The 13,153-nt window shown below is 45.8% G+C and carries 13 protein-coding genes; 4 read left to right on the top strand and 9 right to left on the bottom strand.

The window, feature by feature from the left end:
- Positions 1–11 precede the first annotated feature (11 nt).
- Genes sdhA through sdhC form a run of 3 tightly spaced genes read right to left on the bottom strand, consistent with a single transcriptional unit; the run spans position 12 to position 2,506 of the window.
- A complete protein-coding gene (sdhA, locus tag OA79_RS03925; RefSeq protein ID WP_063331906.1) occupies positions 12–1,784 on the bottom strand; it encodes a succinate dehydrogenase flavoprotein subunit in 1,773 nt (590 codons plus the stop codon).
- Positions 1,785–1,787: 3 nt separating this feature from the next.
- Positions 1,788–2,135 carry a succinate dehydrogenase, hydrophobic membrane anchor protein gene (sdhD, locus tag OA79_RS03920; protein ID WP_063331905.1) on the bottom strand — a complete coding sequence of 116 codons (348 nt, stop codon included), beginning with the start codon at positions 2,133–2,135 and terminating at the stop codon, positions 1,788–1,790.
- The gene (gene sdhC, locus OA79_RS03915) at positions 2,129–2,506 is read right to left on the bottom strand and encodes a succinate dehydrogenase, cytochrome b556 subunit (RefSeq protein ID WP_063331904.1); all 378 of its coding nucleotides are present in this window, start codon (positions 2,504–2,506) and stop codon (positions 2,129–2,131) included. The genes sdhD and sdhC overlap by 7 nt, the downstream gene beginning before the upstream one ends.
- Positions 2,507–3,071: 565 nt before the next feature.
- On the opposite strand from sdhC, the gene gltA reads away from it, so the two are divergent.
- Positions 3,072–4,355 (top strand): citrate synthase, encoded by a 1,284-nt coding sequence (gene gltA, locus OA79_RS03910; RefSeq protein WP_063331903.1) that lies wholly within the window; start codon positions 3,072–3,074, stop codon positions 4,353–4,355.
- Positions 4,356–4,424: 69 nt separating this feature from the next.
- Here the strand turns inward: gltA and OA79_RS03905 are convergent, their stop codons facing one another.
- Positions 4,425–4,655 carry a hypothetical protein gene (locus tag OA79_RS03905; RefSeq protein ID WP_063331902.1) on the bottom strand — a complete coding sequence of 77 codons (231 nt, stop codon included), beginning with the start codon at positions 4,653–4,655 and terminating at the stop codon, positions 4,425–4,427.
- Positions 4,655–5,740, bottom strand: coding sequence for a DUF2066 domain-containing protein (locus OA79_RS03900; RefSeq protein ID WP_063331901.1), 1,086 nt, complete (start codon positions 5,738–5,740; stop codon positions 4,655–4,657). The genes OA79_RS03905 and OA79_RS03900 overlap by 1 nt, the downstream gene beginning before the upstream one ends.
- A gap of 117 nt (positions 5,741–5,857) precedes the next feature.
- Here OA79_RS03900 and purM point away from each other — a divergent pair, with 117 nt between their 5' ends.
- The 3 genes from purM to OA79_RS03885 are packed head-to-tail and all read left to right on the top strand — an operon-like array spanning position 5,858 to position 8,299.
- A complete protein-coding gene (gene purM, locus OA79_RS03895) occupies positions 5,858–6,916 on the top strand; it encodes a phosphoribosylformylglycinamidine cyclo-ligase (protein WP_063331900.1) in 1,059 nt (352 codons plus the stop codon).
- On the top strand, positions 6,913–7,566 hold the full coding sequence (gene purN / locus OA79_RS03890) for a phosphoribosylglycinamide formyltransferase (RefSeq protein ID WP_063331899.1): 654 nt from the start codon (positions 6,913–6,915) through the stop codon (positions 7,564–7,566). Before purM ends, purN begins: the two co-directional genes overlap by 4 nt.
- A 13-nt stretch (positions 7,567–7,579) precedes the next feature.
- The gene (locus OA79_RS03885; RefSeq protein ID WP_063331898.1) at positions 7,580–8,299 is read left to right on the top strand and encodes a DUF3108 domain-containing protein; all 720 of its coding nucleotides are present in this window, start codon (positions 7,580–7,582) and stop codon (positions 8,297–8,299) included.
- Here the strand turns inward: OA79_RS03885 and mobA are convergent.
- The 4 genes from mobA to nirD all read right to left on the bottom strand — a co-directional run bounded on the left by mobA (position 8,282) and on the right by nirD (position 13,151).
- Positions 8,282–8,866: a molybdenum cofactor guanylyltransferase gene (mobA, locus tag OA79_RS03880; RefSeq protein ID WP_063331897.1), complete on the bottom strand. Its 585-nt coding sequence runs from the start codon at positions 8,864–8,866 to the stop codon at positions 8,282–8,284. The genes OA79_RS03885 and mobA overlap by 18 nt on opposite strands.
- Positions 8,867–8,869: 3 nt before the next feature.
- Positions 8,870–9,868 (bottom strand): glycosyl transferase family protein, encoded by a 999-nt coding sequence (locus tag OA79_RS03875; protein ID WP_063331896.1) that lies wholly within the window; start codon positions 9,866–9,868, stop codon positions 8,870–8,872.
- Positions 9,865–12,540 (bottom strand): nitrate reductase, encoded by a 2,676-nt coding sequence (locus OA79_RS03870; RefSeq protein ID WP_063331895.1) that lies wholly within the window; start codon positions 12,538–12,540, stop codon positions 9,865–9,867. Before OA79_RS03870 ends, OA79_RS03875 begins: the two co-directional genes overlap by 4 nt.
- 275 nt (positions 12,541–12,815) lie before the next feature.
- A complete protein-coding gene (nirD, locus tag OA79_RS03865; RefSeq protein ID WP_063331894.1) occupies positions 12,816–13,151 on the bottom strand; it encodes a nitrite reductase small subunit NirD in 336 nt (111 codons plus the stop codon).
- Between the last annotated feature and the right edge of the window lie 2 nt (positions 13,152–13,153).

Raw genomic sequence — 13,153 nt, 5'->3', positions numbered from 1 at the left:
GACATAACCCCTTAGTACGTACGAGCTTTAGGTGGGAAAGCGTCCATTGTCTTAGGCGCGAAGTTTACATCACGCTTAGTCACTTTCTTATCCGCTGGATGGAACAAAGAATGCTTCAACCAATTCTCATCATCACGCTCAGTGAAGTCGTTACGGGCATGCGCACCACGACTCTCTTTACGGAATTCTGCAGGAACCGCTGTCGCTTCCGCCACTTCTAGCAAGTTTTCAAGCTCAAGAGCTTCTATACGAGCAGTATTGAAGGCTTCACTCTTATCTTCAAGGTGAAGATTTTCAACACGCTGACGAATTTCCGCTAACTGCTCTAGGCCTTTCTGCATAGAGTCACCTTCACGGAACACACCGAAATACAATTGCATAACACGTTGCAAGTCTGCACGAACTTCCGCCACGCTTTCGCCACCAGTGGAGGCATTTAGGCGATTCAGACGAGACATGGCTGTTTCGACATCGGTATCCGTTGCATCTAAAGAATCAAAACCTTCATCAAGGGATTTCTTCACTTGCAAACCAACCGCGCGACCAAATACCACCAAGTCTAGCAACGAGTTACCACCTAGGCGGTTAGCACCATGCACCGATACACACGCTGCTTCACCACAAGCGTATAGACCATCTACAACGATGTCTTCGCCTGCTTCATTTTGCATTAGAGCTTGACCACCAACGTTCGTTGGAATACCCCCCATCATGTAGTGACAAGTTGGGATAACAGGAATAGGCTCTTTAACAGGATCAACGTGCGCGAAAGTACGAGACAACTCTAGGATACCTGGTAGACGCTTATTCAGCGTCTCTTCACCTAGATGGTCCAGTTTTAGCAACACATGGTCACCGTCTGGGCCACAACCACGACCTTCAAGAATTTCCAAGATCATAGAACGTGCAACCACATCACGGCCCGCAAGGTCTTTCGCGTTAGGCGCATAACGCTCCATGAAACGCTCGCCGTCTTTATTGATCAGGTAACCACCTTCACCACGACAACCTTCTGTCACAAGCGTACCCGCACCGTAAATACCGGTTGGGTGGAACTGCCACATTTCCATGTCTTGCATTGGGAAACCAGCACGCAGTGCCATACCAATACCGTCACCCGTGTTAATGTGAGCATTGGTAGTGGACTGGTAAATACGCCCCGCACCACCAGTTGCAATAACCGTTGCTTTGGCTTTTAGGTAAACCGTTTCACCTGTTTCGATGCAGATAGCGATGACACCAACCACTGCGCCGTCATTATTTTTCACCAAATCTGTGGCATACCATTCATTAAAGAAAGACGTACCACCTTTTAGGTTAGCTTGATAAAGCGTGTGCAACAAAGCGTGCCCAGTACGGTCCGCCGCAGCACAAGTACGAGCAGCCTGACCACCCTTACCAAAATCTTTAGACTGACCACCGAAAGGACGCTGATAAATACGGCCTTGCTCTGTACGAGAGAATGGCAAACCCATGTGCTCAAGTTCAAACACTGCTTGTGGACCGACAGAACACATGTATTCGATAGCGTCTTGGTCACCAATGTAATCCGACCCTTTTACCGTGTCGTACATGTGCCAGCGCCAATCATCGTTTGGATCGTCACTTGCGATCGCACAAGTAATACCACCTTGCGCGGATACTGTGTGAGAACGAGTAGGGAATACTTTCGTAATACAAGCGGTATCCAAACCTGTCTCTGTCAACTGAAGAGCGGCACGCATACCGGCACCGCCACCGCCAATTACAATGGCATCAAATGAAATCGTACGAATATTCGCCATTACTTATAGCCCCCAAAGAACCTGAATGCCCCACACGATGTACACAAACATGGCCAAACCGCATAGAGATTGAAAGAAAAAACGTGCACCTGTTGCTTTAATATAGTCTGTCGACACAGACCACAAACCGATCCAAGAGTGGATACCGATAGACAACAAGACCAACAAACTAAAAATGCGCATCCAAGTTGTTTCAAACAATGCGCTCCATTGTTCATAAGTCAGATCTGGATTACTCACCAAATAGCCGATCATAAACAAGGTATAGATAGACAGAACCAATGCAGAGACTCGCTGCATCATCCAATCATACAGGCCTGAACGACCAAAGCTTGTAATTTGAGTTACCATATCCACACTCCTGCTAATACGATAAAGACGGTAGCGATAATCATGTTGGCAATTGCCGCACTACGCCCACTGTCCAATTCTTCGAAATACCCCATATCCATAAACAAGTGCTTTACACCCGCCACTAGGTGATACAACAAAGCAGATACCACTCCCCAGATAATAAACTTGGCAAGGAAACTGGTTTGCAAAATGTTGACGACTTGATCAAAGCCCTGCTGAGAATCCAATGACAAATCAAACGCATAAAACAAGAAAGCTAACCCCACAAAGAGAATGATTCCTGTTACACGATGAAGAATGGATACAATGGCGGTGACTGGCTGGGATATTGTTAAAATATCAAGGTTGACTGGTCTTTTTTTGTTCACGAGTTATACACCATTTTTTCGATTGAATGGTCAATCACGACCCTATGACTATATGTTTACGCTGGTGGTAAGCAAAACGATCACTCGTTGCATAGGACTTAAGTTGAAAACCCCATCGATTTACAAATGACGATCTAAAAGCGACTCTCTTTTAACTATCATCAACAAATCAATGAGATTATCTGGGGCGCAATTATAGACCAGCAAAAAATACGAAGACAAATAGACTAGACAAGGGGTTTTCAATGGTCATCATTCATCAAATGAATGTAGCCATAAACCGAAACAATAATGGTATAAAATTACATAAATTGATGCCTAAAAAAAACAAGCTTTATCCTTTGCAAACATAACGTTACAAATTTAAAGTACACGCTTTAACCAAGCTCACCCCTTAGGTTTTGTCAGTTTATTACAAAAAGTTATGTAGCTAGGTCAATAAAGTGTCAGTAGTCAAGATTGACTTTTATAGTCTATAAACAGTATTTTTTCTCGCACCTTCTGGGCCAGGATAATCAAATAATACGAATTCTTCGCCCCGGACCAGAATATGAAGGAGACCAAAATGGCTGATAAAAAAGCACTACTCAAAGTGGACGGTATCGATCAACCCATCGAATTACCTGTCCTTACAGGCACCTTAGGTACAGACGTTATAGACGTTCGCGGCCTTGGTGCTAACGGTGTTTTCACCTACGATCCAGGCTTTATGTCGACCGGTTCTTGCGAATCTGCGATCACCTATATTGATGGTGAAGCTGGCATTCTTTTGCACCGTGGCTACCCTATTGCCCAACTTGCAGAACATTCAGATTACCTAGAAACCTGCTACTTGCTACTTTATGGAGAACTTCCTACTGAAGCACAGCGCGCAGAATTTGAACGTACGGTTGGTAAACACACTATGGTGAACCAATCCATGCATAAATTCATTGAGGGCTTCCGTAATGACGCTCACCCAATGGCAATCATGTGTGGTTTAGTTGGCGCATTGTCTGCTTTTTACCAAGACCATATGGACATCAACAACCCAGAACACCGTGAAATTGCGGCGTTTCGTTTGATTTCTAAAATGCCAACCTTGGCAGCAATTTGTTACAAGTATTCTAAAGATCAGCCTGTTATGTACCCACGTAACGACTTATCTTACGCTGAAAACTTCCTATACATGATGTTCGCGACACCCTGTGAAGATTACAAAGTGAATCCAGTATTCGCCAAAGCGATGGATCGCATCTTTGTATTGCATGCCGATCACGAACAAAATGCCTCAACGTCGACTGTACGTTTAGCAGGCTCTTCTGGCGCCAACCCATTCGCTTGTATTGCCGCAGGCATTGCGACCCTTTGGGGTCCAGCGCATGGTGGTGCTAACGAAGCCGTATTGACCATGTTGGAAGAGATCGGTGACGTTGAAAACATCGATGAGTACATCGCAAAAGCAAAAGACAAAAACGATCCATTCCGCCTAATGGGCTTTGGCCACCGTGTTTACAAAAACTTTGACCCTCGTGCCAAAGTCATGCGAGAAACCTGTGACCAAGTATTGGAAGAGTTAGGCCAGTCTAATGATCCGCTACTAAAGATCGCTAAACGTCTTGAGCAGATTGCCTTAGAAGACCCTTACTTTGTGGAACGTAAACTGTACCCGAATGTGGATTTCTACTCTGGCATCATTATGAAAGCCATTGGCATTCCAACAAGCATGTTTACGGTTATCTTTGCCATGTCTCGTACCATTGGCTGGATTTCACATTGGAATGAAATGATCTCTGGACCATACAAAATCGGTCGTCCTCGCCAGCTGTACATTGGCCATGAGGAAAGAGATTACCCAACAGATAAGTAATCTTATCGCACAAAAAAACGCGTCCAAGAGACGCGTTTTTTTGTGCCTAATACGTAACCATATCAACGATTATTCATCGTCTTCTTCGACGATTTCAGTGACGGTTTTTTCACCGCATTTCGCACACTTACCTTCAATCCAAACGCGTCCCTGTGCTTCAAACTCTTGCGGTTCAACCATGCCAAGGTCGATGTCTTGACACTGGTTACACCAGGTTTGCGTTAAAAAATCTTGCTGTTCCTCTGCAGAACGCGCATAAAAATCACGAGCAACCACTTGCTCCGCAGCAATATCTGACATTAATTCACTCCACTGTATAAATAGGACACAACACGGTTAGCATCAGGATCAAGTGCATTTAGCGGCGTTTCAATTAGCAAACGACTCAAAGAAATAGAGTTAAACAACTTTTGCTTATCACCATCAATTTCAACACTGTACTCAACTTGCTCACCTTTCACCTGCACCAAACTCACTTCACGGACAACGCCAATGCTTTCAAGATAAGACTGAACTTTTGCCATAGAAGAATAATTGTTCACGCCGCCAATCTGGATATTCAGACGACTGGCCGAACCGCTGTTTCTAACGGATGCATAACGTGAGGCAAACACATTCGCTAACTTCGCACTGGCTTGATCCAATAAACCGTCCAAACTGTCTCCAGTCAGCACAAAGCGAGTCGTCTCACCTGTTTTTTGCATCACCATCAAACTGCCACCGATATGACCCGCATAATTACTCACCCGCAATGCCGCCACAGCATCGGTTTGATAACGCTGACTGGCATTCGCAATGGTATCTTCAAAGAAGCCCCAAACATCGGCGGCGCTAATATTGTTTTGATCCACTTGATCAATGAGCGGGGCATAAATGGGCACACCAACCAAATTACTGGCCCGTGCAAAGTCATTTAAAATTTGCGACGGGGCACTCGAACCAGACAATCGTCTGATGCCATTGTTTTCACTGGCCAACCAAACCAGAACCGAAGGTCGGTTACTTCCCCACACAGGTAAACCATTTTGCGATAAGAAACGATCAATCGACTCGGGATAAAAAGTCACCTTAATTTGCTTGCCTGGAACCAAACCATCATCACTTGGTAATAACTCACTTAATGAGGCCACAGAATGCTGCGCCACCCAACCCGCCGATTGTTTTCGTGCTTGACTCAATAAATCACCGATGATCGCCTCTTTATTGCCAGACACTTTTATCAACACTTGCTCCGCCGCTAATCTGAACGCTTGATTCAGCATATTTGCTTCCGATTGCGTCACGGGCAAATTAATTTCAGCACTGTACAGCCCTTTCACATTGACCGCCTGCGCTGACGATGTGAACCAAAAAACCATTAATAGAAAAAATATACGAGAATTCATAGCCCTTCCTTCGTTTATTTTGTCTATTCTACTGTCTTAATCGCAAAGAACCATAGCCCTAATGTGTCACTATGGTAAAATGCCTTTTTTTCCTCGTACCATGATAAGGCATAGGCAATGACCAAGTCGGACAAACCATCGATTAGTTATAAAGACGCAGGCGTAGACATCAACGCTGGCAACCAACTTGTTGAACGTATCAAAGGCGTTAGCAAAAAGACTCGCCGCCCAGAGGTAATGGGTGGTTTAGGTGGATTCGGGGCCCTTACCCGTTTACCAACCAAGTACAAAAAACCGGTCTTGGTCTCTGGCACCGACGGCGTGGGTACTAAGCTACGCCTTGCAATGGACCTCAATCAACATGACACCATTGGCATTGACCTTGTGGCCATGTGTGTTAACGATCTAGTGGTAGCCGGCGCTGAGCCATTACTTTTCCTTGATTACTACGCAACCGGCAAATTGGATATCGATGTCGCGGCAAACGTCGTAACAGGTATCGGCGAAGGTTGTTTACAAGCTGGTTGCGCCCTAGTGGGTGGTGAAACAGCTGAAATGCCTGGCATGTATCATGATGGTGACTACGATCTCGCTGGCTTTTGTGTCGGCGTTGCAGAAGAAGATGATGTCATCGACGGCAGTCAAGTCAAAGCCGGTGACAAACTGATTGCGCTTGGCTCATCAGGCCCTCACTCTAACGGTTACTCTTTGATCCGAAAAATCCTCGAAGTCAGTCAAGCGGACCTAAACACCGACATCGACGGCATCGCGCTGAAAGATGCCCTTATGGCACCGACACGCATTTACGTAAAATCCATTCTTAAATTGATGGAAAGCATTCAAGTGAATGCTCTTGCGCACATTACTGGTGGCGGTTTGCTGGAAAACATTCCTCGCGTTTTACCAGAAGAGGCAGCGGCTAAAATTGATGCCAACAGCTGGAAACGCCCTGCTGTGTTTGATTGGCTTCAAGAACAAGGAAATGTCGAGCAAGAAGAAATGTACCGTGTTCTAAACTGTGGCGTTGGCATGGTACTGTGTATCAATGCAGACAAAGCAGAAGAAGCATTAAACCTTCTTCAAGGAGAAGGTGAACAAGCGTGGATCATTGGTGAAATCTGCCCGCGTAACGGTGGCAAGGATGTGTTGATTTCTGATCTAGAGTCTAACGCATGAGTTTTCCAGTCATTGTCTTGATTTCAGGCAGTGGCAGTAACTTGCAAGCTTTGATTGATCAAAGCTTGCAAGGAAAACTGAACATCGATATCAAAGCCGTGATCAGCAACAAAGCCGATGCCTTTGGACTAGAAAGAGCGAAAAAAGCGGGCATTCCAACCCATGCTCTAGATCATAAGGCGTTCGCCAGTCGCGAAGCATTTGATGAAGCACTGCAACAAACAATCGATCAGTATCAACCTAAGTTAGTGGTATTGGCGGGCTTTATGCGCATATTAACTGAAACCTTTACGCAACATTATGAAGGTAGAATGCTTAATATACATCCGTCTTTACTGCCAAAGTTCAAAGGCTTGGATACACACCAAAGAGCCATTGATGCCAAGGAACAAGAACACGGTGTTTCTGTGCATTTTGTCAGCTCAGAACTGGACGCTGGCGCTGTAATATTGCAAGCCAGCACAAAGATAGAGACAGATGAAACCGCAAGCCGTCTCGCCCGTAAAGTTCATGCTCTTGAGCATGTCATTTACCCACTGGCGGTGAAATGGTTTAGCGAAAGTCGATTGACATTGAAACACGGTACAGCGTATTTGGATGATGCCCCTCTTTCGGAGACCGGCATTCTTTACCATTCAGGCCTAGCCTAAAAAAGGAGAAAGCATGGGGATTCATAAAATATCAATCTGGTTTATTGCCACTTTTATGTTCATTCCTATGCTTTCTTACTCCGCCACGCCAAAGGAAGACGCTTTTCTAGAAGCCTATTCAGCCGTCTACAGTACGGTTTGGAAAAAAGGCATCAGCCTCAAAGTTGAAGGCAAGCAGACGCTGTCTAAACAATCAGGTGATATGTGGAAGTTTGCATTTTCAGCAGACAGCCTCATTGCTTCTCTCAATGAAAGTTCGCAATTTTACGTGAGAGACCATCAAATTATTCCAACCAAATACCAATACAAAAGTAAGGTACTGGGCAAAACTCGCAAAGCCACTCTGACCTTTGATTGGAAAAAACAGCTGGTCCGCAACGACGTGGAAGAAAAACCTTGGAATCTGGCCATTAGCCCGAACACCCTAGATAAGTTGTCGATCCAACTGCAAATCCGACAGGATTTAAAGCAAGGAAAAAACGAGTTTGATTACCTTATCGCAGATGGTGGCTACATCAAAAACTGGCAATTTAAGCGCGAGAAGATGGAAACCGTAAAGACCAAAATTGGTCGTTTATCCGCCATCAAAATGATTCGAACCGACAACTTAAGCAAAGGCAAACAAACCTCTTTTTGGTTTGTGCCTAAGCTGGATTATCTGCTTGTCAAACTAGAGCATAGAGAAGATGGCGAGTCTTACCACCTTGATATAGACTCATTCAAACGCCTTTAAGTCGGCCCAAGTATTGACGTTCTTCAATGTGTCACCGGAGTCAATACGGACAGACTGACAACCAAATGACTCGTAGAATGCCATAACAGCCAGCTTATCCTGTTGACTCAAAAATACATCCAAAGCAAACAGGCTTGATGCGACAGGCATGATTGCATGTAATGGGTGACGGCCTTTATCGTCCTGCAAATAGTGAATTTTATCCGGTGCGTTTTTTGCCGCCTTGAGCAAGGATTCGAACTCTTGACTTGTGATCAAGGGCGTATCGCATGGCGACACCATTAAGTGCGAGCTTTTTGAGACCGCTAAACAAGAGTAAAGGCCAGCTAATGGTCCTTTGTCATACACCGACTCAGCGTCCGAGTGTACTTCATAACCCATTCCTTGATATTCCACCATATGTCGATTGGCATTAATCAATACTCGATCAACAGAAGGTTGCAACGCTCGAATCACATGCACCGCCATTGGCTCATCACGGAGCAAAAGTAATCCTTTGTCCTGACCTGATACACGCTCCCCTTTACCGCCCGCTAAGACAGCACCAGTCACCGATGTTATTTCCATGCTTTAATTCGCTTTTCTCAGCCAAGGTAAAGATCGATTAGACCAAATTTCATCCGCTAATGCCAAACAAGCTTGATGTGAATCTAATTTGTATAACAAACCGACAACCGCTGCGAGGGTTTGACGCACGGCTTGCTCTCCGAATGGGTCAATGGTCTCGCCCCCCCAATGATCCACCAAACGAGAGACATCAAGGTTGTCTTTCAGTCGCTTATAACGCTGCTCAGCTTTAGGCCATACCGTCCACGTCGCTTGATTACTCTGCCATTTTCCCAGTGTCACTTCTCGCTCTGGGTTCACTTCCGCTTCTCCATTACCACCACGAAACACTAAGACGGAAGGGTCCTGGAGCTGTTCGCAAGCCGCTAGGTGCAGTGCATCGTAACCACGATGGAACACCCCATGTAGACTATGGGGAGCAAAAAATGGATTCATCATTCGAACCACGGTATTCACCGGCGATCGCAACCCTAATTGGTATTTCAAATTCATCATTCTCCCTAGCATAGGGTGTATGTTTATCAAATCAATGTAAGCAAACGCTTGCTCATTAAGGCATTGATTGACCTCCTCTACCGAAGAACAAACGTTAAGGCCCAACACACTTAATACTTGGTTGACATAAATCCGCTCTTCTCCATCAAACGCGTGACCATGCATGACTATGCGAACACCAGCATTCGCTAAGGCCAACGCTGACAACAAAAACCAAGGCAACTCATTGCGTTTACCAGCATAAGCAGGCCAATCAAGATCGACCGTCTTCACCAATGCATTGTTTTCTCGTAAGAAGCGGCGCGTGGCTCGTGTAAACCCCACGGTTTCTTCAACGGTTTCTTCTCGAATGCGAATTAACATCCAAAAAGCCCCCGATTGTTCAGCGGCAACTTGATCATTCAGCATAAGAGTCATTGCCTGTTCGGCTTCTTCCGAAGTAAGACTTCGAGCGCCTTTCTTACCTCGCCCAAGCACCTGAATAAATGGTTTAAATGCGTCACTCATGCGCTTTGCTCCACTGGTATTGGCATAAAAGGTTTCAACTCTGGCACACAAGAACCACAATTAGTGCCACATTTTAATCGCGTCCCCAACTCAGCGACAGAACGAACACCTTCTGCCACCGCCTTTTGAATTTGTTTATGACCAACTTGAAAACACGAACAAATAATCTCGCCTTTATCTTCCGAATGAGCCAAGCTCCCCGCCAAGATGGCCAATCTTTCCTGTTCCAAAACAGGACTATCAGGTGCCAACTTGGACACTAACCAATCCACACTCAATTGCTGTGGTTGGTCATGCCAATACAACAACAAAGCCAATTGATTCTCTCGCAAGCAAGCCATTCTCGATTGCCCAGACAATGGGTTTTGATACGTCATCCAATGTTCTGATAAACCAGTTTGCTGTTTTAAATCTCGTACGGTTTGTTCAACTTCGGCGGCACTAGACAAGGCCACTTCGTAGTAAAAACCATGCTCAGACGGAATACGACACCAATATAAAAACGCCGATAAATCCAACGCCTGTGTTGATAAAATGGCCGCAAAGAGAGGTTTTTTTATGGCTTCCAGTCGAATGACCGCATGCTTAGACTCTGGCTGCCCCGACAAGGGGTCAACCACTTGTGGTATCAGATTGGAGACCACAGACTGATTCGCAAAGGCTTGTGTCCAATGAATGGGCGCAAATACCTGACCCGGTGAAGTCGCGCGACTTGTCTTCACCCTTAAAATAGCCTGACCATAAGGGCTCACTAAACGCGCCAACCCTTGATCCTGAAGCCCCAGTGCCTTGACATCTCGAGGATGGATTTCAACATAAGGTTGATTGGTATGACGAGCTAAAGAAGCCGCATTTCCTGTTCTGGTCATGGTATGCCACTGATCTCGAACCCGACCTGTATTCAAAACAAACGGCCACTCTTGATTACGAGCATGCTGAGGAAGCACCGGCGAAATGGGAATAAAACGCGCCTTACGATCCGCCGTGAAAAATTGCCCATCCGCAAACATCCGTTTAGTGCCTGCCGGCTGACCTTTTGGAACCGGCCACTGAACCGGCACTAAGGCATCGTATTCTGCTTGAGTCACAGACTGAAAGTGACCAATATCGAAATCTCTTTTACCGGCGTTTTCAAACGCTGATAACGCCGCATGCTCTGCAAAAATGTCATGTGTCCCTTGGTAGTCAAACGCTGGTTTAAAACCAAGCCTTTTCGCAACTTCACAAATCGCCCACCAATCATGCCTGGCCTCCCCGGGCGCCGGTAACAAGCCTCGTTGACGAGAAATACACCGCTCTGAATTTGTCACCGTGCCATTTTTCTCACTCCACCCCGTTGCAGGCAATAAGATGTCCGCCATGGCCGTCGTATCAGTATTGTTTTTGCAGTCACTAACAATCACCAACTCGCATTTTTCCAACGCACGTCGAACCTGAGCAGTATCAGGTAAACTCACCATAGGATTCGTCGACATAATCCACACCACTTTGACTTTGCCCGCTTCCATGGCTTGAAATAAGTCGACTGCTTTCAGACCATTTTCAGTGGCCATGTTGGGAGCCTGCCAAAAACGCTTAACCAAGTCTTGAGCGCCGGGGGTTGCAAAATCCATATGGGCCGCCAGTTGATTGGCTAAGCCACCAACTTCGCGTCCGCCCATGGCATTTGGCTGACCTGTAATAGAGAAAGGCCCTGCGCCCTCTTTACCAATTCGGCCCGTTGCAAGATGACAATTGATAATGGCATTGCATTTATCCACGCCAGACGACGACTGATTAATGCCTTGAGAATAAAACGTGACTGTCTTTTCAGTATCAACCCACCAATCCGCCAGACAAGCTAAGTCCTCTACCGACACACCACAAAAATCCGCCGTAAAAGACAAACTTGGTGTGGCGGCATGCGCACACGTTAATGCCTCATCAAACCCTGATGTCGAATCCGCCATAAAAGTCTGATCAACAACGCCGGCACGATCTGAATGACAGAGCAGGTAAGAAAAAATCGCCGCATCAGCCCCAGGCTTAATCGCTAAATGCAGATCCGCAATATCACAAGTCGCTGTTTGACGAGGATCGATCACCACCACCTTCATTTGAGGACGTTTTTGTTTAGCCGCGGCGATGCGCTGATACAAAACCGGGTGTGTCCAAGCGGCATTAGACCCCACCATAATAAGCAAGTCGCAGCACTCTAAATCTTCATAACAACAAGGCACAGTATCAGACCCAAACGCGCGCTTATAAGCCACCACCGCGGACGCCATGCATAACCTTGAATTCGTATCGACGTTTGCCGTACCAATAAAGCCCTTTGCTAACTTATTAGCCACATAATAATCTTCCGTCAGGATCTGACCAGACAAGTAAAACGCAAAAGCATCGGGACCGTGATCTTTCACCACTTGAGCAACCTTGTCGCTAATGGTGTCTAAAGCCTCATCCCAAGAAGTAGATTGCCCCTGAATGCTTGGCGTGAGCAACCTGTCATGATCAATTAAGGTTTGCGACAGACTGCTTCCTTTCACACACAATCGCCCAAAGTTTGCCGGATGCATTTCATCCCCTGATACTGGGGGAACAGGGGCTTTATCCGTATTTGGTAAAACCATATTTACACCACAGCCGACACCGCAATAAGGACATGTTGTTTTTTGAAAAGCCTGCGCCATATATCCATCCTTCACTTTTTCGAAGACAAAAAAAGCCCAATCACTCTACTAGAATGATTGGGCTTCGTTGCCTTTTGTAATATCTGATTGCTTTATTAGTAAACCAACTTTGGTTCAAGGTGCATCAGTTACTTATTAACTAAGCAATTAACAGGCCAAGTACAACAAACACCACATAATAAGGATTCAGGAGCATCAAGCTCGAACCCGAAATTCCCTCTTATGCGAATTGGCACTATTTGAGTGCAAAAATCACCTTCAGGGTCAATGAAGGATCACCGACAAGCAACAAACACCTTGCCGGTTTCCAGCTTTACTGGCCAAGTTGTTACCTTGACACCTTCTTCCTCAAGGCACTGTCCAGATTGCAATTCATAATGCTGCTTATACAAAGGGCTCGCTACGGTCCACTGTTCCTTTAAATTTGCTAGCAAACCACGGGACAATACATTGGCTTTGCCGATGGGATCCCAATTGCTAATGGCAAACACTTGTTGCTCTGCCTCTGGTACGTAAAACAACGCAATTTGTTGACCATCCAACATGGCTGCAATGCCAGCGCCTTCAATCAAGTCCTGCTGTTCACACATCAATTTCCACTGCATCGTCATGA

It is taken from the genome of Marinomonas sp. TW1 (assembly GCF_001625355.1).
Classification (GTDB): domain Bacteria; phylum Pseudomonadota; class Gammaproteobacteria; order Pseudomonadales; family Marinomonadaceae; genus Marinomonas.
Note: the sequence above shows the minus strand (reverse complement) of the source record. Positions and strands in the feature narration are given on the sequence as shown.